The sequence below is a fragment of the Dermatobacter hominis genome (genome assembly GCF_020715685.1).
Lineage (GTDB): Bacteria > Actinomycetota > Acidimicrobiia > Acidimicrobiales > Microtrichaceae > Dermatobacter > Dermatobacter hominis.
On record NZ_CP085840.1, the window covers coordinates 3,711,573 to 3,735,572 of the forward strand.

The 24,000-nt window shown below is 74.5% G+C and carries 32 protein-coding genes and 1 pseudogene; 18 read left to right on the top strand and 15 right to left on the bottom strand.

What is annotated here, in order from left to right; all coding sequences use genetic code 11:
• Window positions 1-24: 24 nt before the first annotated feature.
• From LH044_RS17330 to LH044_RS17345, 4 genes are all read right to left on the bottom strand, one after another.
• The gene (locus LH044_RS17330; protein ID WP_227756846.1) at window positions 25-1,050 is read right to left on the bottom strand and encodes an oxygenase MpaB family protein; all 1,026 of its coding nucleotides are present in this window, start codon (window positions 1,048-1,050) and stop codon (window positions 25-27) included.
• Entirely contained in the window at window positions 1,047-1,685 is a 639-nt protein-coding gene (locus tag LH044_RS17335; protein ID WP_227756847.1) for a TetR/AcrR family transcriptional regulator, read from the bottom strand. Before LH044_RS17335 ends, LH044_RS17330 begins: the two co-directional genes overlap by 4 nt.
• A gap of 38 nt (window positions 1,686-1,723) precedes the next feature.
• Window positions 1,724-2,470, bottom strand: a complete 747-nt coding sequence (locus LH044_RS17340) for a DUF899 domain-containing protein (protein ID WP_227756848.1) — start codon at window positions 2,468-2,470, stop codon at window positions 1,724-1,726.
• An 85-nt stretch (window positions 2,471-2,555) separates the two neighbouring features.
• Window positions 2,556-3,221, bottom strand: a complete 666-nt coding sequence (locus tag LH044_RS17345; RefSeq protein WP_227756849.1) for a GNAT family N-acetyltransferase — start codon at window positions 3,219-3,221, stop codon at window positions 2,556-2,558.
• Between LH044_RS17345 and LH044_RS17350 the strand changes: the two genes are divergently transcribed.
• Together LH044_RS17350 and LH044_RS17355 are read left to right on the top strand one after the other, a co-directional pair.
• Window positions 3,211-4,599, top strand: a complete 1,389-nt coding sequence (locus LH044_RS17350) for an NAD(P)/FAD-dependent oxidoreductase (protein WP_227756850.1) — start codon at window positions 3,211-3,213, stop codon at window positions 4,597-4,599. The two genes, LH044_RS17345 and LH044_RS17350, sit on opposite strands and share 11 nt — an antisense overlap.
• Before the next feature lie 139 nt (window positions 4,600-4,738).
• Entirely contained in the window at window positions 4,739-5,020 is a 282-nt protein-coding gene (locus LH044_RS17355) for a YciI family protein (protein WP_227756851.1), read from the top strand.
• A 98-nt stretch (window positions 5,021-5,118) separates the two neighbouring features.
• Here LH044_RS17355 and LH044_RS17360 read toward each other — a convergent pair whose 3' ends face one another.
• Together LH044_RS17360 and LH044_RS17365 are read right to left on the bottom strand one after the other, a co-directional pair.
• Window positions 5,119-5,418 carry a hypothetical protein gene (locus LH044_RS17360; protein ID WP_227756852.1) on the bottom strand — a complete coding sequence of 100 codons (300 nt, stop codon included), beginning with the start codon at window positions 5,416-5,418 and terminating at the stop codon, window positions 5,119-5,121.
• Window positions 5,415-6,068 (bottom strand): AzlC family ABC transporter permease, encoded by a 654-nt coding sequence (locus LH044_RS17365; RefSeq protein ID WP_227756853.1) that lies wholly within the window; start codon window positions 6,066-6,068, stop codon window positions 5,415-5,417. Before LH044_RS17365 ends, LH044_RS17360 begins: the two co-directional genes overlap by 4 nt.
• 28 nt (window positions 6,069-6,096) lie before the next feature.
• Here LH044_RS17365 and pdxR point away from each other — a divergent pair, with 28 nt between their 5' ends.
• The 5 genes from pdxR (at window position 6,097) to LH044_RS17390 (ending at window position 9,771) form a co-directional block, all read left to right on the top strand.
• Window positions 6,097-7,512 (top strand): MocR-like pyridoxine biosynthesis transcription factor PdxR, encoded by a 1,416-nt coding sequence (gene pdxR, locus LH044_RS17370; protein WP_227756854.1) that lies wholly within the window; start codon window positions 6,097-6,099, stop codon window positions 7,510-7,512.
• Between the two features lie 43 nt (window positions 7,513-7,555).
• The gene (locus tag LH044_RS17375; RefSeq protein ID WP_227756855.1) at window positions 7,556-8,071 is read left to right on the top strand and encodes a GAF domain-containing protein; all 516 of its coding nucleotides are present in this window, start codon (window positions 7,556-7,558) and stop codon (window positions 8,069-8,071) included.
• A 22-nt stretch (window positions 8,072-8,093) separates the two neighbouring features.
• Window positions 8,094-8,624 carry a nuclear transport factor 2 family protein gene (locus LH044_RS17380; RefSeq protein ID WP_227756856.1) on the top strand — a complete coding sequence of 177 codons (531 nt, stop codon included), beginning with the start codon at window positions 8,094-8,096 and terminating at the stop codon, window positions 8,622-8,624.
• Window positions 8,625-8,629: 5 nt separating this feature from the next.
• Entirely contained in the window at window positions 8,630-9,334 is a 705-nt protein-coding gene (locus LH044_RS17385) for a class I SAM-dependent methyltransferase (RefSeq protein WP_227756857.1), read from the top strand.
• A 95-nt stretch (window positions 9,335-9,429) separates the two neighbouring features.
• Entirely contained in the window at window positions 9,430-9,771 is a 342-nt protein-coding gene (locus LH044_RS17390) for a hypothetical protein (RefSeq protein ID WP_227756858.1), read from the top strand.
• Between the two features lie 14 nt (window positions 9,772-9,785).
• On the opposite strand, the gene LH044_RS17395 is transcribed toward LH044_RS17390, so the two are convergent.
• Both LH044_RS17395 and LH044_RS17400 read right to left on the bottom strand, forming a co-directional pair.
• Entirely contained in the window at window positions 9,786-11,219 is a 1,434-nt protein-coding gene (locus LH044_RS17395; RefSeq protein ID WP_227756859.1) for a fused MFS/spermidine synthase, read from the bottom strand.
• 134 nt (window positions 11,220-11,353) lie between these two features.
• The gene (locus LH044_RS17400; RefSeq protein ID WP_227756860.1) at window positions 11,354-12,229 is read right to left on the bottom strand and encodes a sigma-70 family RNA polymerase sigma factor; all 876 of its coding nucleotides are present in this window, start codon (window positions 12,227-12,229) and stop codon (window positions 11,354-11,356) included.
• Window positions 12,230-12,347: 118 nt separating this feature from the next.
• Here LH044_RS17400 and LH044_RS17405 point away from each other — a divergent pair, with 118 nt between their 5' ends.
• From LH044_RS17405 to LH044_RS17425, 5 genes are all read left to right on the top strand, one after another.
• Window positions 12,348-12,806 carry a carboxymuconolactone decarboxylase family protein gene (locus tag LH044_RS17405; RefSeq protein WP_227756861.1) on the top strand — a complete coding sequence of 153 codons (459 nt, stop codon included), beginning with the start codon at window positions 12,348-12,350 and terminating at the stop codon, window positions 12,804-12,806.
• Between the two features lie 51 nt (window positions 12,807-12,857).
• Entirely contained in the window at window positions 12,858-13,793 is a 936-nt protein-coding gene (locus LH044_RS17410) for an LLM class flavin-dependent oxidoreductase (RefSeq protein ID WP_227756862.1), read from the top strand.
• Window positions 13,790-13,942, top strand: a complete 153-nt coding sequence (locus LH044_RS17415) for a hypothetical protein (protein WP_227756863.1) — start codon at window positions 13,790-13,792, stop codon at window positions 13,940-13,942. Before LH044_RS17410 ends, LH044_RS17415 begins: the two co-directional genes overlap by 4 nt.
• A gap of 88 nt (window positions 13,943-14,030) precedes the next feature.
• The gene (locus LH044_RS17420; protein ID WP_227756864.1) at window positions 14,031-14,534 is read left to right on the top strand and encodes a mycothiol transferase; all 504 of its coding nucleotides are present in this window, start codon (window positions 14,031-14,033) and stop codon (window positions 14,532-14,534) included.
• A 7-nt stretch (window positions 14,535-14,541) separates the two neighbouring features.
• Window positions 14,542-15,021, top strand: coding sequence for a gluconokinase (locus LH044_RS17425; protein ID WP_227756865.1), 480 nt, complete (start codon window positions 14,542-14,544; stop codon window positions 15,019-15,021).
• Window positions 15,022-15,069: 48 nt separating this feature from the next.
• Here the strand turns inward: LH044_RS17425 and LH044_RS17430 are convergent, their stop codons facing one another.
• Together LH044_RS17430 and LH044_RS17435 are read right to left on the bottom strand one after the other, a co-directional pair.
• Window positions 15,070-15,276, bottom strand: a complete 207-nt coding sequence (locus tag LH044_RS17430) for a helix-turn-helix domain-containing protein (protein WP_227756866.1) — start codon at window positions 15,274-15,276, stop codon at window positions 15,070-15,072.
• Window positions 15,276-15,755, bottom strand: coding sequence for a DUF2975 domain-containing protein (locus LH044_RS17435; protein WP_227756867.1), 480 nt, complete (start codon window positions 15,753-15,755; stop codon window positions 15,276-15,278). Before LH044_RS17435 ends, LH044_RS17430 begins: the two co-directional genes overlap by 1 nt.
• 119 nt (window positions 15,756-15,874) lie before the next feature.
• Here LH044_RS17435 and ku point away from each other — a divergent pair.
• A pseudogene (gene ku / locus LH044_RS21920) lies at window positions 15,875-16,916 on the top strand (non-homologous end joining protein Ku).
• Entirely contained in the window at window positions 16,913-18,505 is a 1,593-nt protein-coding gene (locus LH044_RS17445; RefSeq protein ID WP_227756868.1) for a non-homologous end-joining DNA ligase LigD, read from the top strand. Before ku ends, LH044_RS17445 begins: the two are co-directional and overlap by 4 nt.
• A 78-nt stretch (window positions 18,506-18,583) precedes the next feature.
• Here LH044_RS17445 and LH044_RS17450 read toward each other — a convergent pair whose 3' ends face one another.
• Together LH044_RS17450 and LH044_RS17455 are read right to left on the bottom strand one after the other, a co-directional pair.
• A complete protein-coding gene (locus tag LH044_RS17450; RefSeq protein WP_227756869.1) occupies window positions 18,584-19,579 on the bottom strand; it encodes a CE1 family esterase in 996 nt (331 codons plus the stop codon).
• Window positions 19,576-20,421 (bottom strand): PhzF family phenazine biosynthesis protein, encoded by an 846-nt coding sequence (locus LH044_RS17455; protein WP_227756870.1) that lies wholly within the window; start codon window positions 20,419-20,421, stop codon window positions 19,576-19,578. Before LH044_RS17455 ends, LH044_RS17450 begins: the two co-directional genes overlap by 4 nt.
• Before the next feature lie 78 nt (window positions 20,422-20,499).
• Between LH044_RS17455 and LH044_RS17460 the strand changes: the two genes are divergently transcribed.
• The 3 genes from LH044_RS17460 to LH044_RS17470 are packed head-to-tail and all read left to right on the top strand — an operon-like array spanning window position 20,500 to window position 21,879.
• Complete coding sequence (locus LH044_RS17460; protein WP_227756871.1) at window positions 20,500-21,138, top strand: histidine phosphatase family protein; 639 nt, start codon at window positions 20,500-20,502, stop codon at window positions 21,136-21,138.
• 46 nt (window positions 21,139-21,184) lie between these two features.
• Window positions 21,185-21,643 (top strand): hypothetical protein, encoded by a 459-nt coding sequence (locus LH044_RS17465; protein ID WP_227756872.1) that lies wholly within the window; start codon window positions 21,185-21,187, stop codon window positions 21,641-21,643.
• An 8-nt stretch (window positions 21,644-21,651) separates the two neighbouring features.
• Window positions 21,652-21,879 (top strand): hypervirulence associated TUDOR domain-containing protein, encoded by a 228-nt coding sequence (locus LH044_RS17470; protein WP_227756873.1) that lies wholly within the window; start codon window positions 21,652-21,654, stop codon window positions 21,877-21,879.
• Window positions 21,880-21,920: 41 nt separating this feature from the next.
• On the opposite strand, the gene LH044_RS17475 is transcribed toward LH044_RS17470, so the two are convergent.
• Window positions 21,921-22,328, bottom strand: a complete 408-nt coding sequence (locus LH044_RS17475; RefSeq protein ID WP_227756874.1) for a hypothetical protein — start codon at window positions 22,326-22,328, stop codon at window positions 21,921-21,923.
• A 2-nt stretch (window positions 22,329-22,330) separates the two neighbouring features.
• Window positions 22,331-22,453 (bottom strand): hypothetical protein, encoded by a 123-nt coding sequence (locus LH044_RS21845; protein ID WP_255626059.1) that lies wholly within the window; start codon window positions 22,451-22,453, stop codon window positions 22,331-22,333.
• 373 nt (window positions 22,454-22,826) lie between these two features.
• Between LH044_RS21845 and LH044_RS21950 the strand changes: the two genes are divergently transcribed.
• On the top strand, window positions 22,827-23,507 hold the full coding sequence (locus LH044_RS21950) for a DUF2231 domain-containing protein (RefSeq protein ID WP_309568849.1): 681 nt from the start codon (window positions 22,827-22,829) through the stop codon (window positions 23,505-23,507).
• On the opposite strand, the gene LH044_RS17485 is transcribed toward LH044_RS21950, so the two are convergent.
• Entirely contained in the window at window positions 23,500-23,988 is a 489-nt protein-coding gene (locus LH044_RS17485) for a metallophosphoesterase family protein (RefSeq protein ID WP_227756876.1), read from the bottom strand. The two genes, LH044_RS21950 and LH044_RS17485, sit on opposite strands and share 8 nt — an antisense overlap.
• Between the last annotated feature and the right edge of the window lie 12 nt (window positions 23,989-24,000).

The following is a 24,000-nucleotide window of genomic DNA, read 5'->3' on the forward strand; positions in this document are numbered from 1 at the left end:
CGAGCGCCGTGCCGTGCGGCGGGGTCAGCTCCGCCCGGTGCCCGCCGCGACCCGGGCCCGCGCCGCGGCGACCGCGGGCAGCTCGCCGAGGACCGCCTGCAGCAGCGCCAGCGGGTACTGCACCGCCTCGGCCGCCAGGCGCTCGGCGTGGCGGTTGGAACCGGGGGCGACGAGGTCGTGCCACTCGTCGGGCATCGTGGCGAGCGTCGCCAGCATGAACGGGCGGGCGATCCCGCGCGCCGGCTCGCCGACGCCGTCGAGCTGGACGGTGGCGTCGAGCAGCGCCCGCGTGAGCCTCGAGACCGACAGCTCCGCGGTCCACGCGGCCATCGTCGAGCGCAGGCCGTCGAGCGTCGTGGGCAGCTCGCCCTCGTCGATGAGCGGGAGGGGCAGGGTGCCCGCCCGGAGGGCGGCGCGCTGGTCGGGGTCGGCGAAGACCTCGTCGAGGTCGACGCGCTGGTCGAGCAGCGCGGCGTGCGTCGACTGCTCCTTCACGAACGCGTCGGCGTCCTCTCGGCGCAGCCGGCCCCGGCCGAACCGCTCGGTCATCACGAGGAAGGAGTCGGTGAGGGTCATCGACACCCAGGCGGTCTGGTGGGTGTCGGTGGCGTCGAAGCGCGTGCCGTCGCGCCCGGTGCCCCGGACCGTCCTGTGCATGGCGCGGACCCGCCGCGCCGACCGGCGGACCTCGTCCATGGACCCGAGGTTCTGGGCCTGGACGAAGGCGCCGGTGCGCCCCACGCGCCCGAGGAAGTCCTCGTAGAACTTCCCGGTGCTGTCGGTGGCGGTCGGGATCGGCACAGAGAGGGTCTGGAGGAGGGCGGCACGGAGGCCGGCGAGCGCCTGCGAGGCCTGGCCCACCAGGGACCACGTGATCGAGTCGGGCCCGAAGAGGCCGGGGTCGCCGGCCTCGGCGTCGGGGTCGAGCGAACTGGCGAACAGCCCGGTGCGGTCGAGGAAGCCGTCGCGCAGGAGCGGGATGCCCTGCGGCAGCGCCCACGTGACGACGGCGTTCGGCGTGGGCAGCATCGTCAGGGGCGGGATCGTCACGGCGTGGTCCTCGGTGGGAGCCGGAGCAGCCATCGGAAGGTGTCGCGGGCGTCGGATCGGATGGCGTCGTCGTCGTCGAGCTCGAGCGTGGTCGTCGGCGTCAGGAGGAGCGAGTGCGTCACCCGGGCCAGGAGCTCCGCGAGCGGGGCGGGGTCGAACCGCTCCAGGTGCCCCTCGTCCATCAGCCGCTCGATGTGGCCGGTCAGGTAATCGGCGCCGGCGCGGATGATCGGCCAGCCGTCGGTCGTGAGGCGGGGCAGGACGTCCTCGGGCTCGGTCTCGATGAGCCGGCGCAGCAGCGGCTGCTCGCGCAGGCGGCGGGCGACGGCGACGCTGACCTCGGCGAGCTGGTCCTCGGGCGGTGCGTCCGGATCGACGCCCGCCTCGAGCTCGTCGAGGAACCGTCGCGTCTCGCGGAGCGCCACCGCAGCGACGATCCCGTCCTTGGTGCCGTACCAGCGGTAGAGGGTCGCGGGGCTGATCCCGCTGCGCCGGGCGATCTCGTTGACGCTCGTGCGCCGGATGCCGAAGTCGAGGAAGGCGTCGAGTGCGCCGTCGAGCGCCCGCTCGCTCGGCGGGTCCGGGTCCCCGGTGCGGATCAGCTCCAGGAGGCCCGGAGAGGACGACGAGGGCATGAGAGCATCATGGCCTCACGCTCTCATCGACGCAACCGTCAGCTGGCGAAGTCGGGCTGGCCCCGCCGGAGCGACGCCGACCGTCCGGCCGGCTGCTCCCAGTCCTCCTGACGACCGAGCGCCGTGTTGTCGAGGAAGTAGTAGGAGCCGCCGGTGCCCTCGAGGCCCCGCGCGTACACCGAGTACGTGTGGAAGACCCGATCGTCGACCATCAGGAAGCAGCTCTGGCCGGGCATGTCGTAGGGCTGCTCGGCGGTCTTCATCGACGCCTCGCCCCGGTCGGCGTACTCGTCGAGGGAGCGGAAGTTGTACTCGTCGAACCCGCGGCTCGCATCGATCGTGACGCCGAAGTCGTAGTTGAACGGTCCGTCGCCGGACGAGTACCAGGGCAGGAACCAGCCGCGCTGGTCCTTCCACCGCTGGAGCTTCTGGAGCGGAGCCCTCGACACGATGGCGTACGTGGTGTCGCGGGTGTGGAGGTGCTCGACCATGCCGCGGGACACCTCGTCGATCCCGGCGGTGCAGCTCGGGCAACCGTCGTCCCACTCGGGGTGGAACATGAAGTGGTAGAGGATCAGCTGCGGTCGGCCCTCGAACAGGTCGGCGAGCCCGACGGTGCCGTCCGGACCCTCGAACTCGTAGTCGACGTCGACCTCGACCATCGGGAGCTCGCGGCGGCGGGCGTTGAGCCGGTCACGCTGCTCGGTCAGCTCCTTCTCGGCCCGGAGCAGCTCGATCCGCTCCGCTCGCCACTCGTCTCGGGAGGCGATCCTCGGCAGGCTCATGGGGGTCCCCCTCGTGCGGCGTCCTCCGACCACGTACCCATGGGTCGCGTCGGCCCATGCGCGACCCTCGGCCGGCCGGCCCGGCTCAGCGGTCGGCGCCGACGTCGCGCTGCAGCAGCACGAGGTCGAGCCGCTCGCCGCGCAGCTCCCCGACGCCGGGCATCCTCGCCGTCTCGACGAACCCGAGGCGGCGGTGGAACTCGATCGACCGCTCGTTGCTCGCGTCGATGCCGGCGACGAGGACCTTCTTGCCCGCCGCCCGGGCCCGATCCTCGAGCGCCGCCATGAGCGCTCGCCCGACCCCGCGCCCCCAGCGGTCCTCGCGCACGTGGATCGTGAGCTCCGCGGTGATGAGGTACCCGGGCGTGCGCTCGGTGTCGCGGAAGTCGCCGAACGACGCCCACCCGAGCACGTCGGCGTCGTCGTCGGGCTCGACGGCCACGACCACCGGCAGCCCGGCGGACTGGCGGGCGTCGACCCAGGCCGCCCGTTCGGCCACCGGTTCGAGCCGCTCGGTCCACGTGTAGGTCGTCGAGGGGATGAGGGCGTTGGCCAGCGCGGTGATCGCCGCCGCGTCGTCGGGTCGGGCGTCGCGCACTCGGGGCACCGCCCGACTCTGCCCGCGGTGGGCCGCACCCGTCGAGGCCGGCGCGAGGCGGGCGTCGAGGTCGTCCCGCTGCCACCGCCGTGCTGCATGATGGCGGTGGCGCCGGGCGGGGGACTGGAGGTCGAGGTCGGTGGTGGAGCGCACGCTGGACACCGACTACCTGGTGATCGGCGCCGGTGCGATGGGCGTGGCGTTCACCGATGCGCTCATCGACCACGCGGACGTGCACGTCACGCTCGTGGACCGCCGCCACGCCGCCGGCGGCCACTGGCTCGACGCCTACCCGTTCGTCCAGCTCCACCAGGCGTCGCTGTTCTACGGCGCGGCCTCGACGGTGCTCGGCGGGGGCGAGGTGCAGCGGAGCGGCCCCGAGGCCGGCCTGCAGGAGCGGGCCCGGCAGCCGCACATCCAGGCGTACTACGACGACCTGCTCCACCGTCGCTTCGTCGGCTCCGGTCGGGTGAGGTTCCTGAACGGGTTCGAGCACCGCACCGAGGACGGGTCGGAGCTGGTGACCTCGCGCGTGTCGGGCGAGACGGTGCGGGTCGACGTCCGACGCCGGGTGGTCGACGCCACCTACCTCTCGCCGACGATCCCCGCGACCACGCCGCCGCCGTTCGGTGTCGCCGACGGCGTCCGCGTGGTGCCGATCGGCGAGCTGGCCCGACTCGACCGCAGCCCGGCCCACTACGTCGTCGTGGGCGCCGGCAAGACCGGGACCGACGGGATCGTGTGGCTGCTGTCGAACGGGGTCGAGCCCGACCGCATCGTCTGGGTCCGGCCCCGGGACCCGTGGATGCTCGACCGCGCCGTGGTGCAGCCCGACCCGCTGGTCGCGCTCGGGACGGCGGCCGACACGATGGCGGCCGCCGGCGCGGCCGACTCGCTCGACGACCTGTTCCTGCGGCTCGAGGACGCCGGGGTGGTGGTGCGGATCGATCGCGACGTGATGCCCACGATGGCCAAGACCCCGACGCTCGGCCGGTGGGAGCTCGATCTCCTGCGCACCGTCGAGCGCGTCGTCCGCCTGGGCCACGTCCGGGAGGTCACCCCCACGGAGATCGTGCTCGAGGGCGGTCGGGTGCCGCTGCCGCGGGACTCGCTGGTGGTCCACTGCGCTGCGTCGGGTTTGCGGTACCCGCCGATGGTGCCGCTGTGGCAGCCCGACCGGATCCGGCTCCAGACGATCCGGGTGGGCTTCCCCTGCTTCTGCGCCGCGCTCGCCGGCTTCGTCGAGGCCACCCGCGACGACGACCGTGAGCGCAACCGCCTGTGCCCGCCCAACACGCTGCCCGACCATCCGGCGAACTGGGCGCTCATGCAGGCCCGGGGGACGGCGGCCGCCCGGACCTACGGCGCCGAGCCCGACATCGCGGCGTGGGCCGACACCTGCGCGCTGAACCCGGCGCGCATCGACGCCTCGCGGCGCGGGGAGCCGGCGGTTCGGGCCGCCGCGGCACGGCTCGCCGACCACGTCGACGCCGGCCTGGCGCGCCTCGCCGCGCTGGCGTCCGCGCCGTGACGGCGGTCGCAGCTGGAACCGGTCACGTCGACGCGTCCAGTCGAGGGCGGGCGATGCCGTGCACCCGCCGACGGCGACCGGGTCGTGGTCGCCGCTGGGCGAGGATGGGGGCCGCGTCGCCGGACGGTCGGCGTCGACGGTGGATCGGGAGGACGGCATGAAGTACGTGGTGATCGGCACCTCGGCGGGGCGCTCGATGGACGAGATCATGGCGGTGTACCCGCGCCACGAGGTGGTCGTCCGGGAGTTGATCGACCGGGGCGAGGTGATCGGGATCGGTCCGTTCCTCGACGGCGGCAACATGGCGGTGTTCCGGTCCGAGGCCGCTGCGGAGGAGTTCGTCGCTCGGGACCCGTTCCGGCTCGAGGGCCTGGTCGAGTCCTACGAGATCCGGCAGTGGGCCGACGAACTGCTGAGCTGACCCCGGCGGACCGTCAGCCGAGGTCGAGGGCCGTGGTCCTCGAGCCGAGGCTCGTCACGAACGGCACGTCGTGCTCCACGAGCAGGACGCTGTCGCGCTCAACGTCCGGCGATCCACGTGCCGACGGCGTAGCCCGCCAGGCCGGCGACGAGCGTGGCGAGCAGGCTGCGTCGGGGCGTCGACGCCAGCGCGCCGAGCGACGCCCCGATGACGCCGGGGTCCGGCGATCCGGCGGCACCCGTGATCGACACCGCGGCGAGCGCGGCGAACAGCGGTGCCGGCAGGCGAGCGATCACCTCGGCCGTGCGGCCGGACGGGGCCGGCAGCAGGGCCAGTGCGGCGACGCGGCTCCCGACGGTCACCGCCGCGACCGCGACGACGAGGACGAGCGGGCTCACCTCGTGGCTCCCGGCAGCGCCACCCCGACGGCGACTGCGATCGCACCGAGGACCCCGGCTCCGGGCCAGAGGACCAGCAGCACCAGGGCCGCCACCCCCGCCAGCACGGCCCGGCCGGCGCCGTCGGCCCCGGCCGAGGTGACCGCGGCGAGCCCGATGAACAGGACGGGGAAGAGCGCGCCGGCCAGCGGCTCGACGGCGGGCAGCGCCGCGCCGCCCACCCCGGCCGCCGTGCCGACGACCCAGGCGCCGTACGCGAGCCCGCCGGCGACGGTGAGCGTCCGCTCGACCCGGTCGGGTCGCGCCAGCGCGAGGCCGGTGGTCTCGTCGATGAGGAACCACGACAGCGCGGCACGTCGGGCCGGACCGGCCGTCAGGTGCGGCCGGAGGACGGCGCCGAGCGGGAGGTGGCGCAGGGCCAGCGGCACGGTGGCCCCGAGCGCGGCGAGCGGTCCGGCACCGGCGGCCAGCAGCGCCACCATCGAGAACTGGCCGGCGCCGGAGAACACCAGGGCCGAGCTGAGGACGGTCGTCGCCGTGCCGAGCTGCGGGGCCGCGGTGGCGCCGTAGACCACGCCGAACACGCCGATCGCCACCGCCACCGACAGGGCGGCCGCGAGGTCCTCGTCGGTCCGGGTCGTCGTCGCCACGACCGCAACCTACGAGTACGGTGGTCCCGTGCCGAGGTCCACTCAGGCGATGATCGACGGGACCACTCCGAACGGGACGCTGCTGGCCCTCGACCTGCGCGCGATCGGCCGGGGCCGCCGGTCTGCGGTGCTCACCGAGCACCTGCGCGACGCGATCCGCAGCCGGACGCTCGCGGCGGGGACCTCGCTACCGGCCTCGCGCGCGCTGGCGGCCGACCTCGGCGTGTCGCGCGGCGTCGTGGTCCGGGCCTACGAGCAGCTCGCTGCCGAGGGCTTCCTCGAGGCCCGGCACGGGAGCGGGACCACGGTGGCCGAGGTGCCGGCGCCCGACGGCCGCGGCTCCGTCGCGATCGAGCACCGCCCGTCGAACCCCGGCCTGCCCTCGGGCGCCGACTTCCCACGAGCGGCGTGGTCCCGGGCGGCGCACCGCGGCCTGGCCCGGCTGACCGACGCCGAGCTCGGCTACGGCGACCCGGCGGGCCTCGCCCGCCTGCGCGAGGAGCTGGCCGCCCACCTCGGGCGGGTGCGGGCCGTGCTCGCGCCCCCGCAGCAGGTCGTCGTCACGAACGGCTTCGCCCAGGCCAGCCGGCTCGTGGCCGATGTGCTGCTCGCCCGCGGGATCGGCCGCGTGGGCGTCGAGGACCCGGGCTCGCCCGGTTTGCGCGAGCAGCTCGCGTCGACCGGACTGGAGTGCGTGCCCATCCCGGTGGACGCCGAGGGCATCGACAGCGCGGCGCTGGCGGCGTCGAGGGTGCGAGCGGTGTTCGTGACCCCGGCGCACCAGTTCCCGACGGGCATCGTCATGAGCGCTCGCCGCCGTCACGCGCTCCTGGACTGGGCGCGGGGCGTGGGCGGCCTTCTGGTCGAGGACGACTACGACGCGGAGCTGCGCTACGACAGGGCACCCGTCGGCGCGCTGCAGGGCCTGGGCCCCGACGTCGTGCTCCACGGCGGCAGCGTCTCGAAGACGCTTGCCCCTGGCATCCGGTTGGGCTGGCTGGTCGTGCCCGACCACATGGTCCGGGAGGTGACCGATGCGAAGTACGCCGCCGACCTGTGTCGGGGTGTGATCGACCAGGCGACCGTGGCCGAGCTGCTCGCGAGCGGCGAGCTCGACCGGCACCGGCGGCGGTCCGCCGCCGAGCACCGCCGGCGCCGCGACCGCCTCGTCGCCGCACTCGGGCGCTCGTTCCCGGACTGGACGGTGTCGGGTGCCGCCGCCGGGCTGCACCTCGTCGTCCAGCTGGCCGGCGAGGAGGATGAGGAGGCCGTGGCCGCCGCGGCGCAGTCGATCGGCATCGACGCCCGGCCGCTCCGCGGCTACGCCGTCCACGCCCCGACGCCGCGCGCGCTCGTCGTCGGCTACGGGCACCAGCGCGCCGACCAGCTCGAGCGTGCGGTCGCGGGGTTGGCGCGATCGCTCGGGCGGGTGTCCCCCGAGTGACACATCCGTCCGGATCGGCCGGGCCTGTCGGCAGACTGCCGTCATGTTCTTCACGCGCCGCGACATCGACGACGTCGATGTGGAGTCCTGCCTCGCCAACCTCGACCGCCTGCGGGAGGTGCGCGCCAGCGGGCTCATGGGAGCGCCCCGGTCCGAGCGCCTCGACGCGCTCGCCCGGTCGGCCGCCCGGCAGCTCGACGCCCCGATGGCGTTCATGTCGATCCTGGACGACCGCGAGGAGTTCCACACGGCGTCGCACCAGCGTGCCGACCTCCCCGAGTTCCCGCGCAGCGGGCCGGCCAGCGCCTCGTTCTGCCAGTTCGTGGTGGCCAGCGACGGGGTGTTCGCGGTGAACGACGCGCGGGAGGACCCGCTCGTCGACGACCTGCCGTCGGTCACGGCCGGACAGGTCCGCTCGTACCTGGGGGTGCCGATCCGTCGCAACGGGCAGGTGCTCGGCTCGTTCTGCGTCGCGGACGTCGAGCCCCGCCAGTGGACCGACGTGGACGTCGCGACCTTGGAGCGCGTGGCCGCGGGCGTGGACACTGGCGGGACCTGATCCCGGCGAACGGAGCGGACCCATGATCGACACGAACCCGGCCCCCGGCCCCGACGGCGTCGTGCCGAGCTCCGAGCGCCAGGGGGACATCCTGGCGATCCAGGACCTGGCGATCGCGTACGGCCACGCCGTCGACGACCGGGACTGGGCCCGCTGGCGGGCGCTGTTCACCGACGACGCCGAGCTCGACTACACCCACAGCGGCGGCATCGCCGGTGGCATCGACGTCGTGGCGGCGTGGATGCCCGAGGCGCTGGGCGCCTTCGCGTGGAGCCTCCACTCGGTGCTCACCCACGAGATCCGCTTCACCGGGCCCGGCTCGGCGGTCGGTCGCGCGCACCTGTTCAACCGCAACGGCGTCGAGTGGGACGGCCGCATGGAGATCTGCGACGTCGGCGGCGCCTACCTCGACGAGTACCGCCGGGTCGGCGACGTCTGGCGGTTCAGCCGCCGTGCCGAGCGCACGGACTACATCACCGGGGGCGGGTTCGCCGCGGTCGTGCGTGACGTGGCGGCGTCGACCGCACCCGACCGCCGGCCGCCGATCGGCTGATCGTCGTGGTGCTCCCGGACCCGCGCCAGTACGACGCCTTCGCCCGCGCCTACGAGGAGCACGCAGCCGACGCGCCGTACAACGCCCACTACGACCGACCGTCGACGCTCCGGCTGCTCGGTGAGGTCGCCGGGCGGCGCGTGTTCGATGCGGCCTGCGGTCCGGGTCACTACCTGGCGTCGCTGCTCGAGATGGGCGCGCACGTCCGGGCCTGCGACGCATCACCGGCCATGGTGGAGCTCGCGCAGGCCCGCGCCGGCGACGACGTCGACGTGCGGGTCGCCTCGCTCGACGACCCGCTCGACTGGCTGGCGGACGGATCGTTCGACGTCGTCCTGTGCGCCCTCGCCTACCACTACCTCAACGATCGCCGTGCCTTCCTCGCCGAGGCCCGCCGCATCTTGCGGCCCGGCGGTGCGCTGGTGATCAGCACACACCACCCGGCGTCGGACTGGGTCCGGCTCGGCGGCTCCTACTTCGCGGAGGAGCCGCTCACGGAGACCTGGACGAAGGGATGGGAGATCACGGCGTGGCGGCTGCCGCTGACGACGCTCACCGAGGAGTTCGCCGACGAGGGCTACGTCATCGAACGGCTCGTCGAACCGAGGCCTGAGCCGTCGATGGCGGCGGTGGCGCCCGACACCTTCGAATGGCTGAACATGGCGCCGGGGTTCATCCAGTTCCGCCTGCGCGTCGACCGGCCCGCCTGATCGGTCCGGCCGGCCTGATCGGCCCGGCCGGCCGGACGCCCGGTCGCCGGGAGAACCCGCTGGCGCGCCGCCCGCCCCGCCTCCACGATGGTCCGATGTTCGAGGTGCGACGTCCCGCGGACGGCGAGCTGTGCGGCTTCGTCGACGACCGCGACGGCCGGTGGCGGGCGCTGGCGATTTTCGGCGGCGTCCTCGGCTCGCACGCGTCGCGAGGGGCTGCGGAGGCCGACGTGCTCGAGCGTGGCCTGTCGTCGCTGGCGCTGCGCTGGCAGCTCGTCGACCGGAGCGCGTCGAGCGACGAGGTCGTCTGCATCCAGGAGGCCCGGCCCGGCCGGGTCACTGTGGCGCTCGCGCCGTACTCGATGCCCGGCGTGCCGACCCGGACGCTGACGAACGACGAGCTCGTGGGCGGCGACGTGGAGCTGCGGCTGCCCTGAGCACCCGTCGGTCGTCAGCCGCGCATCAGCAGCTGGTCCACCGGCGCGAAGTCGTCGGTGAGCGGCGCGGCCCCGTCGATGAACGCGGTCGCCGCCGAGCCCGCGACGAGCTCCCCGTCGCCCGCGCCGATCGACGGCGTCCTGATCGGCTCGTGCGACCCGATCAGGATCTGGTTCACCCGGCGGTCCTCGGGCACCCCGCCCTCGGGCACGATCACCGCCACGTGCTCGAAGCGCTCGGCGAGGGTGGCGAGCTGCGCCCGGGCGAAGCGGTTCGGTCCGCCGTCGATGACGTTCATCACGTACACCCCGCCGGGACGCAGCAGGCGGTCGATCTCGTCGACGACCTCGACCGTCGTCAGGTGCCACGGCACCGACGTGCTGGCGAACGCGTCGCCGACGACCACGTCGACGCCGTCGGTCGGAAGGTCCCGCATCGTGAGCCGGGCGTCGCCGATCACGACCTCGGTGCGGTCGTCGTCGAAGCCCAGGTCGTCGCGGGCCACGTCGACGAGGTCGGGGTCGATCTCGAGCACGGTCGACGACGACCCCGGTCGGACGGCCGCCAGCCAACCCGGCACGGTGAGCCCCCCGCCGCCGAGGTGCACGGCGTCGAGCGGACCGGCGGGCAGCTCGTCGATCACGGCGGCGATCAGCCGCACGTAGCGGATCTCGAGGTGCGTCGGGTCGTCGAGGTCGACGTAGGCGTGCCGCGTCGTGTCGAGGATGAGGCTGCGGCCCGTGGGCCGGGCCGGGTCGTCCTCCACCCGGACGCAGAAGTAGGCGGTCTCGCGGTCGCAGGGCGGGGGCAGCAGCACGGCGCCGAGGCCCGCCGCCAGGACCAGCGCCACGGCGGTCGCCGACAGCTGCGGGCGGCTCGGGCTGCGCAGCGTGAGCGCCAGCCCGGCCGCGATCGTGACCGCACCGATGACGATGACGACCCACTGCGAGGGCAGGGCGGCGACGAGCACGAACCCGGTGAGGAACGTCCCGGCCAGCGCGCCGAACGTGCCGGCGGCCGAGACCCGGCCGACGACCGAGCCCGACTCGTCGAGCGAGCCGATCTGCAGCTTCGCCACCATCGGCGCCACGGCGCTCAGCACGGTGGCGGGCAGGAGGAACGCGGCGGCGGTGAGCAGCACGATGGCGCCCGCGCCGGAGCCGACCGAGGGGCCGAGGATCCGCACGATCGGGAGGGACGCCCACGTGAGCGCCCCGCCGATGAGCAGGCTCGGGCCGATGAGCGTCCTCGGGTCGTGGCGGTCGGCCAGGGACCCGCCGATGGCGGCGCCGAGCGCGATGCCGGCCAGGACGGTGCCGATGATGCCGGTGAAGGTCTCCTGGGACACGCCGACGTACGGCGCCATGAGCCGGCCGGCCAGCACCTCGAGCATGAGCACGACGCCGGAGGCGCCGAAGACGAGCGCCGCAGCCTTCCAGGGCCTCACCGCGCGCCGTTCCCGGGTCGCTCGTCCGTCCGACCCCGGGACGGGGTGTGCTCGCCGTGACCACGCCGCACCTGCCGCTCCCCGCGCATGCGGGCGATCGTACGGGCCGTCCGCCGGACGATCCGGTCGGCCGCTCAGCCCCCGCCGAGGTCGACGACCGACTCCAGGACCTCGCGGTCGGTGACCGCCTCGATCGCCCTCACCGCGCCGTCGGTCACCGAGAACAGCATCAGGCTGACCGTGCGACCGCCTACGACCACGGCGACGCCGACCTCGTCACCGGCGCGGACCGGGACCAGGTCGGCCTCGGGCCGCGAGAACATCAGGGCCCGTCCGGCCACCGCCTCTGCACCTCGGACGACGACCTGGCGCTCGAGCCCCCGGTCCGAGGTCAGGACGACGTCGGGGTGAAGCACCGCCACGAGCGCGGTCAGGTCGCCGCGACGGGCGGCGGCGAAGAACGCGTCGACGACGTCGCGGCGCCGGCCCGCCTCGGCGTCCGGCACGGCCGTGGGGCGGTCCGCGTCGACGCCCCGCACCCGGCGACGCGCCCGGCTGGCGAGCTGCCGCGTCGCGTCGACGGAGCGGTCGACGATCGGTGCGATCTCCTCGTACGGCACCGCGAAGAGGTCGTGGAGGACGAACGCCACTCGCTCGACGGGGGACAGGCGCTCGAGCACCACGCCGAGCGCCAGGCCCACCGCATCGGACAGGACTGCCTCGTGCACCGGGTCGTCCGCGCCGCCGAGGGCGCCGGCCAGCTCGTGGAGCGGGTCCTCGCGCCGGACGTCCCGCGACCGCAGCACGTTCAGGCACACGCGGGCCGTCACCGTCGTCAGCCACCCGCCGGGGTTGTCGATCGTCGTCGCGTCCACACGGCCGAGGCGGAACCACACCTCCTGCACGGCGTCCTCTGCCTCGGTCCGCGAGCCGAGCACCCTCGTGGCCAGCCCGACCAGCCGGGGCCGCTCCTCCTCGAACCGCTCCTGCATCGCCGGTGTCGTGGCCATCTCGTCATCCTCCTCGAACCGTTCCCACGGATCTGTCACATCCGCCCTGCGGGTCGTGTCACCCCGATGACCCCGACGGCGCCGCCGATGTGACGGCGCCGGGAACAGGAGGAGCACCATGTCCGCACGCATCCCACAGCCCGCCGTCGCCGTCCCCGCCGCGATGGCCGCCCTGCAGTCGCTCGGCGCCGCCATCGGCGAGCTCGGCGTGCCGCCGACCACCGTCACGCTCGTGAACGTCAGGGCCAGCCAGATCAACGGTTGCGCCGTGTGCCTCGAAGGTGCGATCCGCGAGGCCGCAGCGGTGGGGGAGACCTCGGACCGGCTGATGCTGGTGTCGGCCTGGAGGGAGACGCCGTCGTTCAGCGCCGCCGAGCGGGCGGCGCTGGCCCTGACCGAGGCCGTGACCCGCACCGCCGACAGCGAGGACCCGGTGCCCGACGACGTCTGGGACGAGGCCGCCGCGCACTACGACGAGCAGCAGCTCACCGGCCTGGTGCTGCAGATCGCCAACATCAACGTGTGGAACCGGCTGAACGTCGCCACCCGCCAGCAGGCCGGCGTCCACACCTGGTGAGCGGGCTGCCGGGGCGGTCCCGGCCCCGGCGATCCGTGGTCTGATGGCGAGGTGCCGATCCGAGTCGCCGTGCAGGCCGCGCCCAGCGACGCCGTGTCGTGGTCGGCCCTCGCCACGGCGCTCGACGACGACGATGCGTTCCACGCCCTGTACGCGGCCGACCACCCGGGGGCGACGGCGTCGCCCTTCGTGGCGTTGGCCGCGGCGGCCGGGGCGACAGAGCGGATCCGACTCGGCACCTGCGTCGTGAACGCCGGGTGCTGGGAGCCGCTGCAGCTCGCCGCCGAGGTCGCAACGCTCGACGTGGTGTCGGCGGGTCGGGCGCTGCTCGGCGTCGGCGCCGGCCACACGCCCGCCGAGTGGGCGATGCGCGGTCTCGACACGCCGAGCGGAGCGGCGCGGGTGGACCGGTTGGTCGAGGTGGTCGACGCGACCGTCGCCCTCCTCGCCGGCGGGGCCGTCTCGTGTCGCGGCGACCACGTCTCGCTCGTCGACGCGGTGCTCGACGCGCCTCGGCCGGTCCAGGACCCGGTCCCGCTCCTGGTCGGCGGCAACGGCCCGCGCGTGCTCGAGTTCGCCGGCCGGCGGGCCGACGTCGTCGGCATCACCGGGCTCGGCCGGACGCTCGCCGACGGCCACCGCCACGAGGTCGACTGGTCCCCGGCCGCGCTGGTGGCCACCGCCGAGCGCGTCGCGGCGGCGTCGACCGGGCGACCGCCGCCCGAGCTCGAGGCGCTCGTGCAGCTGGTGGTCGTGACCGACGACGCCGAGCAGGCCGCCGCCGAGGCGTCCGAGGCCGTGCCCGGCGCATCGGCGGCGGACCTGCTGCGCACGCCCTTCGCCTGGATCGGGACGGTCGAGGAGATCGCGGCGCAGCTCGAGCGCTTCGACGCCGAGCTGGGCCTGGCACGCTACGTCGTGCGCGAGCACCACATCGAGGAGGTGCGCGCCGTGGTCGGCGCGCTCGACGCGCGGATCGGCGCGTGAGCGGACCGGTGGTCGTCCACCTGCTCGGCTACCCGGGGACCGGCAAGCTCACCGTGGCCACCGAGCTCGCCGCGGAGGGGGAGCGGCGCGGCCGGCCGTTCGTCGTGGTGGACACGACCCGCCCGGTCCTGGACCACCTCGATGGATGACGACGAACATGGGGTCGCACCGGTGTGCTGGACCGCTCGCCCGCACGGGTAGGTCGATCGCACCGCCCCGATCGCCGAGGAGCTGCACGTGCACGCGACCGAACCACTGACCGACGCGATCGAGCGCATCCGCGACCAGGTGCGCGACGGCGCCGCCGCCCTCGATCCCGACCAGCTCGCCTGGCAGGTGCAGCCCGGCGCCAACCCGATCGGCTGGTTGCTGTGGCACCTGACCCGGGTGCAGGACGCCCACGTCGCCGAGTTCCTCGACCAGGACCAGCTGTACGTGTCGGACGGCTGGGCCGAGGCGCTCGGCCTGGCGCCCGACGACCGGGACTCGGGCTACGGCCACACTCCCGAGCAGGTGGCGGCGGTGCGCATCGAGGACCCGGACCGGCTGGTCGCGTACCACGACGCCGTGGCCGCCCGGTCCCTGGCCCTCCTCGGCGGGCTGTCGGACGCCGACCTCGACGTCGTCGTGGACGAGTCGTGGGACCCGCCGGTGACGGCGGGGGTCCGGTGGATGTCGATCATCGAGGACTGCTTCGAGCACCTGGGCCAGGCCGGCTACGTGCGGGGGCTCCTTCCCTGAGCCGGTCGTGATCGCCGTCGTCATGGGGGTGGCCGGGAGCGGCAAGTCGACGGTCGGCGCCGCGCTCGCCGCCCGCCTCGGACTGCCGTTCGTCGAGGGCGACGCCTTCCACGACCCTGCGGCGCTGCGGGCCATGTCGGCGGGCCTGCCCCTCACCGACGAGCAGCGCCGACCGTGGATCGATCGGATCAACGCCGAGCTCCGGCGCCACCCGGGCGGGTGCGTGTGCGCCTGCTCGGCGCTCAACCCCACCATCCGCCGCCGCCTCGGGCGCGGCCTGGAGGACGTCCGGTGGATCTGGCTGCGGGCCACGCCGGCGCTCCTCGAGCACCGGCTCGCCACGCGGACCGGTCATCCGGTCGGCGTCTCGCTGCTGCCGTCGCAGCTCGCCGCGCTCGAGCCGCCCGCCGACGCGCTCGCGGTCGACGCGTCGGACACGCCGTCGGAGATCGTGGCGAGCGTCGAGCGGTGGCTCGCCCAGCGCTGAGACCGGCAGCCGGTCCCGGGCACCACCGCGCCGGGGCGGCGGCGTCGGTCAGTCGTCGACCCACTCGAGCAGGTCGCCGGGCTGGCAGTCGAGCACGCGGCACATCGCCTCGAGCGTGCTGAACCGGACCGCCTTGGCGCGGCCGTTCTTGAGGACCGCCACGTTGGCGGGGGTGAGGCCGACGCGCTCGGCGAACTCGCCGACGCTCATCTTGCGCCGGGCCAGCTCCACGTCGAGGCGGACGACGATCGGCATCAGATCACCGCCTCCATGTCGGTGCGCAGCGTCGTGGCCTGCTGCAGCAGGCCACGCATCACCAGCATCAGGAGGCCGAGCACCGCGCCGCACAGCACGACGAGGGCGAGCAGCAGCGGCGCGCCGGGGTCGTCCGCGGTGAACCCGACGAAGAGGAACACGCCGAGGAGCAGCGTCCACGCAACCCCGATGGCCGCCACGATCGCGTCGACCCAGACCATCGCCCGCTCGCTGAAGATCTGGTCCTCGAGGACCATCGTCAGCAGCCGCCACGTGCAGACGATGACGACTTGCACGCACGCGAGCACGAGGACCGCCACGATCGTCATCGGCCATCGCAGGTGGGCGTCCTGCGGGGACTCCTCGGCCATGTGGGCGAACTGGCCCGGGAGGCTGAGGGTCTGGAAGAGCAGCAGCAACCCGAACAGGGCGACGAGCAGGAGGCGGAGCGGCACGACGGCCAGGCGGAGGGCGGGCATCGATCGATCTTCGGCGCCAATCTATCGATTGTCAATAGGAACCGGTCGTCCTCCCGCTCCGGGGTAGGTGCCGATCGGGCCGCCGGGCGCAGGTCGCGCCGGCACGCCCGGAGGTGGCCATGGCACGGCGCGGTGTGTGGACGGGATCGATCAGCTTCGGACTCGTGAGCGTCGGGGTGAAGGCGTTGACGGCGGTGCACGACCACGACGTGCACTTCCACCAGATCGAGCGCGGCACCGGAGCCCGGATCGGCAACCAGAAGATCTCGAAGGAGACCGGCGAGCCCGTCGACGGCGACGACATCGAGCTACGAGGTGTCGAAGGGCCGCTACGTCGCGTTCGAGCCGTCGGAGATCGAGGAGCTCCGGCCGGCGTCGACGCGCACGATCGACGTGTCGGACTTCGTGGACCTGGCCTCGATCGATCCCGTGTTCTTCGAGCGGACCTACTGGCTGGCGCCGACCGACGACGGTGCGGAGCGGGCGTACCGTCTGCTGGCGGCCGCCATGGAGGGGTCGCAGATGGTCGGCATCGGGACGGTCGTCATGCGCAACAAGCAGTACCTCGCCGCCATCCGCCCCCTCGAGGGCGCGCTCGCCATGTCGACCATGCGCTTCGCCGACGAGGTCGTCGACATCACCGACGTCGACGAGATCCCGACCGGCGGGGCGCGCCCGTCGAAGAAGGAGCTGGCGCTCGCGAACCAGGTCATCGACGCCCTCGCGACCGACTGGGACCCGGACCGCTACTCCGACACCTTCACCGACGAGCTCAAGCAGCTCATCGAGGCGAAGGACCGGGGCGACGAGGTCACCAACGAGCCCGAGGACGACGAGGCGGAGGGCGGCAAGGTGATCGACCTCCTGGCCGCCCTGGAGGCGAGCGTCGACGAAGCCCGCTCCGGTCGTGGCTCGAAGGGTGCGCGTGCGAAGGGGTCGAGCGCGAAGAAGGGGTCGACGGCGACGACGCGCCGCGGGAGGAAGGCGGGCTCGAAGTCGTCGGGGAAGAAGGCGGCGGGGAAGAAGGCGGCGGGGAAGAAGGCGGCGGGGAAGACGGGGGCCGGGAAGGGGGCGTCCGCGAAGGGGGCGTCCACGAAGAAGGCGACCGGGAAGCAGCGCGGGGCGGCGCGGTCGTCGGCACGGGAGCGCCGGAGCGCATGAGCGGCGGGGAGGTCGCCGACAAGCTGGGCACCTACCGGCGCAAGCGCGACTTCTCACGCACGAGCGAGCCGTCGGGCGACGCGGCCTCCGCCGACGCCGCCGACCGACGCTTCGTCGTCCAGCGCCACCGGGCCCGGCGCCTCCACTACGACGTCCGGTTCCAGATCGACGGGGTCCTCGTCAGCTGGTCGGTGCCCAAGGGCCCGTCGCTCGACCCGTCGGTCCGCCGCCTCGCGATCCGCACCGAGGACCACCCGCTCGAGTACTTCTCGTTCGAGGGCGTGATCCCCGAGGGCGAGTACGGCGGAGGTGACGTCATCGTGTGGGACCAGGGCACCTACGACGTGCACGGCGCCGGGACGCCCGCCGACCAGCTCGCCGACGGCGAGCTCCACCTCGAGGTCCACGGCGAGAAGCTCCGGGGGCACTTCATGCTCGTCCGGACCAAGCCGGACCGCGGGCGCGAGCAGTGGCTGATGTTCCACAAGCGGGACGACGACGCCGTCGACGGTTGGGACCCCGAGGACCACCCGCGGTCGGTCCTCTCGGGCCGCACGAACGACGAGGTCGAGGCCGATCCCGACGCCACGTGGGACTCGACGGCGGCACCGGAGCGGGCGGAGCGCCCGCTGCGGGCGCTGCGCGACGACGACCCGCAGCTGCGGGCGCTGGACCAGCTCGGCAGGAACGGCGCGTGGGAGTACGCCGGTCGCGAGCTGCGCGTGACCAACCTGGACAAGGTCCTCTTCCCCGGCCGCGACGGCGGCGAGCCGATCACCAAGCGCGAGTTCATCGCGCACTGGGCCCGGGTCGCGCCGCTGCTCGTCCCGCTCCTCGAGGACCGGCCGGTCAACCTGCACCGCTACCCGAACGGCGTGACCGAGCCCGGGTTCTGGCACAAGGCCGTGCCCTCCCACGCGCCGGACTGGATCGAGCGATGGGACAACCCGGCCGCCGATCCGGGGGAGACCCAGACCTACGTGGTGGCGGCCGAGGCGGCGACGATCCCGTGGCTCGCCAACTTCGGCGCCATCGAGCTGCACCCCTGGACGTCGACGACGGCGCACCCGGACCAGCCGTCCTGGGCCTTGTTCGACCTCGACCCGGGCACCGCGACGACGTGGGACCAGGTGCTCGAGCTGGCGCGCCTGCACCGCACTGCGCTCGACCACCTCGGCGTGTTCGGGCTCCCGAAGGTCACCGGCAGCCGCGGGATCCAGATCTGGGTCCCGATCGTGGACGGCGCCACCTTCGACGAGACGCGGGCCTGGGTCGAGACCGTGTCGCGGACCGTGGGCCGAATCGTCCCGGAGCTGGTCAGCTGGCAGTGGACCGTCAGGGACCGCAAGGGCCTGGCCCGCCTCGACTACACCCAGAACGCGGGGAACAAGACGCTGGTCGCGCCCTACAGCACCCGGCCGGCGCCGGGCGCGCCCGTGTCGGTGCCGATCACGTGGGACGAGCTCGACGACCCGGCGCTCCGGCCCGACCGGTGGACCATCCGCGACCTCCCCGCCCGCCTCGACGAGGTCGGCGACCTCTTCCGCGACGCGCGGGCCCACGCCCAGCGCCTCCCCCGGATCACGTGATCGCCCGGGTCGCGTGATCCCCGGCGTGCGTGCCGGCGCAGGGGCGGCGTCCGATCCGTCAGCGACGGACCCCCGACCTCAGCCGCCCAGGCGATGCGCCTCGAACCAGTCGAGGGCGATCGCGGTCGCGTCGATCGTGCGGGTCGTGCCGGGACGGTCGATCGGTGAGCCCGGCCAGGTGTGGCCGCCGCCACGGACCGAGTAGAGCTCCACGTCCATGCCCTCGGGGCAGCCGCGGGAGGTCCAGTGCTCGACGTCGGGCCCGATGGCCTCGACGTCGCGCGCCGCGGCGCAGCCGCCGTTCTCGGCCCACGCCGGCATGTTCACCTCGACGCCTGGGAGGCCGGCGTTCGGCCCCGTCACCACGATGCCGGGATCGGCGCCGGCGCCGTACGGCACGACCCGGTCGGCGGTGCCGTGGAAGGCGACGACCGGCTTGGCGCAGCCGTCGGGCGCGACCTCCTCGGCCACGAGCGCCAGCGACGCGAACCGCTCGGGGTGCGAGCACGCCGTGATCGTGGCCTTCCAGCTGCCGAGGGAGATGCCCGTGGCGTGCACGCGGTCGAGGTCGACGCAGTAGTGCTCGCCGATGTGGTCGAGCAGGGCGATCAGGAACCGGTCGTCCTCGCCCTCGGCCGCGATCTCCCAGTTCGAGCCGATGGCGTCGGGCGACACGACGATGAAGCCGCGCTCGGCGCCGCGGGCCGGCACCTGCGAGTACACGCTCTGCTGCGCGGCGTTCGACAGTGCGCCGTGCAGGTCGAGGATGACCGGGGTCGGCCGGTCCGGTTCGTACGACCGGGGCACCGCGAGCCGGTACGACCGCTCCTGTCCGTCGGACTCGAACGCCGCGACGACGTCGCCGGTCGGGTCGTCGGTGGCCAGGATCGGCGGCTCGGTCCCGCAGCCGGCGCTCGACCGGGCCGGCGGCTCCGCAGGCGTGGTCGTCGTCGGCGCCTCGGTCGTCGACGCCGCCTCCGGACCGTCGTCGCCGGAGCAGCCGCTCGTCGCGAGGGCGAGCACGAGCACCGCCACGGCCACGAGCGGCGCCGGGGCGTCCCGGCCCGTCCTCATCCGAGGTCCACCTGGCCCGCGACGACCACGTGGGTGCGTCCGCCGACCCAGATGCCGTCGGCGTCCTCATCGACGTGGATCCGCCCCGACCGCCCGAGCGCGGCGCCCTGCGACATGACGTAGGGCGCCGTCGCCCGTCCCGATGACAGGAGCCACTGCGCAGCCGCCGCGTTCAGGCTGCCGGTCACCGGGTCCTCGCGCGGCGGCGCGACGCCGTCGGTGAAGAAGGCGCGCAGCTCGAACGCCACCTCCGAGCCCTCCGGGGCCGGGGCCACCACGCCGATGTCCCACTGTCCGGTCCGTCCGGCGAGGTCGGGCACGAGCGAGCGCAGCGTCTCGGTCCCGTCGAGGAGGACGCCGACCCACCCGGGCCCGTTGTCGAGCCACTCGGCGTCGACCACGGCGGCGGCGTCGACCCCGAGCACCGCCAGGACCTCGGCGAGCAGGGCGCCGTCGACGGGCCCGCTGCGGAGCCGGGGCGGCGCCGAGAAGCTCAGCGCGTCCTCGCCGACGCGGATCGGCACCAGCCCGATGCCGCACTCCTGGACCACCGTGCCCGGATCGGCGGGCCGGCCGCCGGCATCGAGCCAGGCCGCCGCGGTGCCGAGCGTCGGGTGACCTGCGAAGGGCAGCTCGGTGCGGAGGCTGAAGATGCGCACCCGGTAGTCCGCGCCGGCCGCCGTCGGCGGCAGCACGAACGTGCACTCGGAGAGGTTCGTCCACGCCGACGTCCGGCGCATGTCCTCGGTGGTGAGGTCGTCGGCGTCGAGCACGACGGCGACCGGGTTGCCGGTGCAGGGATCGACGCCGAACACGTCGACCTGGCGGAACGGTCGCCCCATCGAGCCCATCTTGGTCGAGCGGGGGACGTCGGCGCGACCCGCCGGGCCGCACTGCGTGGCCCGCCATATGGTGCGGCGATGCGCCTGGTGCTCGTCCGACACGGAGAGGCCCACGCCGGCTTCCACGGTGTGATCGCCGGCCCGACCGGTTGCAGCGGCCTCACCGCGCACGGCCGGCATCAGGCCGAGGCGCTCCGCGACGACCTCCTCCGCACCGGGGCGATCAACGCCGACGTCCTCGTGGCGAGCATGATCCCCCGGGCCATCGAGACCGCGCAGATCATCGCCCCGGGCCTCGGGTTCGAGGAGTTCCAGAGGGACTGCGACCTCTGCGAGGTCCACACGGGCGAGGCCGACGGCCTGCCGTGGTCCGAGTACCCCGAGCGCTACGGCGCGCTCGACATGACGACCGAGCCCGACCGCGAGTTCGCGCCCGGCGGGGAGAGCTGGAACAGCTTCCACGAGCGGGTCGAGCGGACGATGCGACGGCTCGCCGCCGAGCACAGCGGGCTGACCGTGGTCGCCGTCTGCCACGCCGGCGTGATCATGGCGTCGATGCGGACCCTGCTCGGCATGGAGCACCCCGGGACGGGCGCCCGCCTGCAGCCGTCGAACACGGGTCTCACGGTGTGGGAGCACGAGGAGGACGGCGACCGCTGGACGCTGCACACGTTCAACCAGGCGACGCACCTCGTCGGGCTCGTGCGGGAGACCTGAGCCACTGGTCGGTCTGGGTCGGGGGCGGCGTGGGCAAGGACGGTCCATGGGGCAGCGGGACTTCACGGCGGAGGGTCTGCGGCGGGCGGCCGCCGACGATCGGATCGAGGACTGGCTGAGGGAGTTCCTGCGCAGCCCGGGCAGCGACAACGCGCCGCTGGCCGACCAGCTGCTGGAGCGGAACTCGCTGTGGGTCGGGCCGGTGGAGCTGCCGATCGACGAGCTGCACCGCCTCGCCGGGCCCGAGGGCGAGCCCGTGCTGGTCGAGGTCGACGACGACGAGTGGTCCGATCGCGTGGTCGACATGGAGCAGAAGATCCGCGGCGGCTGGGAGCCGGCGCCGCTGGTGGTCACGTTCCGCGACGACCAGCTCGTGCTCGAGGACGGCAACCACCGGGCGGAGGCGATCCGGCGGGCCGGTCGGGGGACGGCGGCCGCGGTCGTCGGCTTCGAGGACGCCGACGCCCGTCAGCGGTTCGCCCTGCAGCGGCTGACGAAGAGCTGAGCGCTCACGTGACCGCACCGAAGGAGCTGTCCGCCGGCGACCGGGTGAGCTGGGACACGTCCCAGGGTCGGACGACGGGCGTGGTCGTCCGTCTGCTGACGTCGCCGACCGACATCAAGGGCCACCACGTCGCCGCCGACCCGTCGGCCCCGCAGTACCTCGTCCGGTCCGAGCGCTCGGGCGAGGAGGCCGCGCACCACCGGAGCGCGCTGCGCAAGCTGGCGTCGAGGCGCTGACGTCGAACGACGCCGCACCCGGGGTGCCTCAGCCGGGTGGCTCAGCCGGGGTCGATCGCGTCGCCGAGGCGGCGGAGCGAGCCGGCGACGGTCCGCACGCATCCTGCGGCCAGGCGGCGGGCGCCGTCCGCGACGGCGCGGGCGACCAGCGCCGGCGAGGCCGCAGCGGCCTCGGGGTCGGCGGCCCACTCGGCGGGCGGTGCGTCGGCGTCGGGCTCGGTCCCGCCCTCGGCGCGGTGGGCGACCTCCCTGGCGCGGGCGAGGAACACCTCGGGATCGGGCTGGTCCTGCTCGACGTCGGGGTGGTGGCCGGGCCGGTTGTCCTCGGGGACGGCGTCGTGCTCGCCGCCGGTCCCCACCCGGCTCCCCTTGGCGGTGGCGGCCGCCTCGGGTTCGAGGGCGGGGTTCTTCCCGTTTCGGCGGAGCTCGTTGCTCTGCGGCCGGGCCACGGTCACGCGCCTCCGGGGACCGGGGACGTGTGGCGCTGCTCCCAGCGGCGCACGGCGGCTCGGGCGACGGCGGCGGCGACGATCGGGACGATCGCGAACGCCGCCTTCTTGACGACCCAGGTCATGATACCTCCTGGCGGTGGAACAGGTTGCGGACCTTCGGCGGCGGCGGCTCGGGGAGGGGCGACTCGGTGCCGGGTGGGTTCGGTACCGGCTCCGGCACCGGCCGGGGCTCGGAGGGCGCACCGCCGGCGCGTGCCGCGGACGGCCGTCGCCTGGAGCGGGTGACGCGGGTGGGGAGGGTGTCGGTCAGCACGAAGGACCCCTACCCGGTGCGCGCCGACCCAGAGGGTGCTTGTCCCCACACCCGAGGGCCGCCTGCCACCCGGCGGTGGCCCGGCGATCCCGTCGGTGCCGGAGGTCCCGACCCGGCGATCGCGGGTACGGGACCCACCAGCCGGCGGCGGCGCCCGTCCGCACGCCGGTCCGGGAGGCCTCGTGTCCGTCCAGAGCACACCCGGTCCGCGCTCATCCGATCGGCGCACACCCCGTCTGCGCGCACCCGGTCGGCACGCATCGGCCGCAGGACGAACGCCGGCGTTCGTCGAGCGGGCGCTCGAGCGCCTCGAGTCCGACGAGCGCCTCGACGCGATCGGCGCTGCGGTACAGCGACCCGCCCGCTCGATCGTCGGGGGCCCGCTCGGGCCGCTCCTCGGGGGTGCCTGGCTCGGTCACACCCTCCACCCGCTCATGACCGACATCCCGATCGGGTGCTGGACGTGTGCAGCGATGCTCGACGCCGTGGGCGGCCGGGTGTCGCGCCCGGCGTCGCAGCGCCTGGTCGGCCTCGGGACCCTGACCGCGCTCCCGACGGCGCTGACCGGGCTGGCCGAGCTCGGCACCGTCGACGACCACGACGACGCCAGCCGGCGGGTCGCCACCGCCCACGCCGCGCTCAACCTGGCGGCGGTCGGGGCCTACGCGGTGTCGTGGCAGCGCCGTCGCCGGGACCGGTTCGCCAGCGGCGTGGCGTGGGGCGCGGTGGGCGCGGTGGTCGCCTCGGCGTCGGGGCACCTCGGTGGCCACCTGGCCTTCGTCCGGCGCGTCGGCGACGGCGCACGGGGCTCGGCGCCGGAGGCAGAGGAGGGCCGGACCTCGGGGAGCGACGCGCTCACGTGAGGTGCTGGTGGCGGAGGTCGACGATCCGGCCGTCCGCCACCTCGAGCACCCCGTAGGTGCGCGTCGGGGCCCGGCGACGCTGCGTGGGGCTGCCCGGGTTGAAGAGCCGGGCGCCGTCGTCGGTGGTGGTGTCCTCGGGCACGTGCGAGTGGCCGAACACGATGAGGTCGGCCGAGGGGAACCACCGTCGCAGCCGGGCCGGTCGGCCGGCCCTGGCGCCGCTGTCGTGGACGACGGCGACCGACACGCCGGCGAGATCGAGCTCCAGGCGCTCGGGCAGGTCGTCCACGAGGTCGACGTCGTTGTTGCCGAGCACGGCCCGCACCGGCGCGAGCTCTCCGAGCCGGTCGAGCAGCGCCGCGCCGGTGACGTCGCCGGCGTGCAGCACGAGGTCCGACCCGGCCGCGGCGCGCAGCACCCGGTCGTCGAGCGGCCGGCCGCCGTCGCGGACGTGGGTGTCGGCGAGCACGAGGACGCGCATCGACCCAGTGTG

What these genes read in the sequence shown, in the direction of transcription:
- LH044_RS17390 (WP_227756858.1), top strand. Translation starts at nt 9,430, where the DNA reads ATGTTCGAGGTGCGACGTCCCGCGGACGGCGAGCTGTGCGGCTTCGTC.
- LH044_RS17375 (WP_227756855.1), top strand. Translation starts at nt 7,556, where the DNA reads ATGTTCTTCACGCGCCGCGACATCGACGACGTCGATGTGGAGTCCTGC.
- LH044_RS17380 (WP_227756856.1), top strand. Translation starts at nt 8,094, where the DNA reads ATGATCGACACGAACCCGGCCCCCGGCCCCGACGGCGTCGTGCCGAGC.
- LH044_RS17445 (WP_227756868.1), top strand. Translation starts at nt 16,913, where the DNA reads ATGAGCGGCGGGGAGGTCGCCGACAAGCTGGGCACCTACCGGCGCAAG.
- LH044_RS21845 (WP_255626059.1), bottom strand. Translation starts at nt 22,453, where the DNA reads ATGACCTGGGTCGTCAAGAAGGCGGCGTTCGCGATCGTCCCGATCGTC.
- LH044_RS17340 (WP_227756848.1), bottom strand. Translation starts at nt 2,470, where the DNA reads ATGAGCCTGCCGAGGATCGCCTCCCGAGACGAGTGGCGAGCGGAGCGG.
- LH044_RS17465 (WP_227756872.1), top strand. Translation starts at nt 21,185, where the DNA reads ATGGGGCAGCGGGACTTCACGGCGGAGGGTCTGCGGCGGGCGGCCGCC.
- LH044_RS17435 (WP_227756867.1), bottom strand. Translation starts at nt 15,755, where the DNA reads ATGCCCGCCCTCCGCCTGGCCGTCGTGCCGCTCCGCCTCCTGCTCGTC.
- LH044_RS17405 (WP_227756861.1), top strand. Translation starts at nt 12,348, where the DNA reads ATGTCCGCACGCATCCCACAGCCCGCCGTCGCCGTCCCCGCCGCGATG.
- LH044_RS17460 (WP_227756871.1), top strand. Translation starts at nt 20,500, where the DNA reads ATGCGCCTGGTGCTCGTCCGACACGGAGAGGCCCACGCCGGCTTCCAC.
- LH044_RS17450 (WP_227756869.1), bottom strand. Translation starts at nt 19,579, where the DNA reads ATGAGGACGGGCCGGGACGCCCCGGCGCCGCTCGTGGCCGTGGCGGTG.
- LH044_RS17430 (WP_227756866.1), bottom strand. Translation starts at nt 15,276, where the DNA reads ATGCCGATCGTCGTCCGCCTCGACGTGGAGCTGGCCCGGCGCAAGATG.
- LH044_RS17485 (WP_227756876.1), bottom strand. Translation starts at nt 23,988, where the DNA reads ATGCGCGTCCTCGTGCTCGCCGACACCCACGTCCGCGACGGCGGCCGG.
- LH044_RS17455 (WP_227756870.1), bottom strand. Translation starts at nt 20,421, where the DNA reads ATGGGGCGACCGTTCCGCCAGGTCGACGTGTTCGGCGTCGATCCCTGC.
- LH044_RS17400 (WP_227756860.1), bottom strand. Translation starts at nt 12,229, where the DNA reads ATGGCCACGACACCGGCGATGCAGGAGCGGTTCGAGGAGGAGCGGCCC.
- LH044_RS17335 (WP_227756847.1), bottom strand. Translation starts at nt 1,685, where the DNA reads ATGCCCTCGTCGTCCTCTCCGGGCCTCCTGGAGCTGATCCGCACCGGG.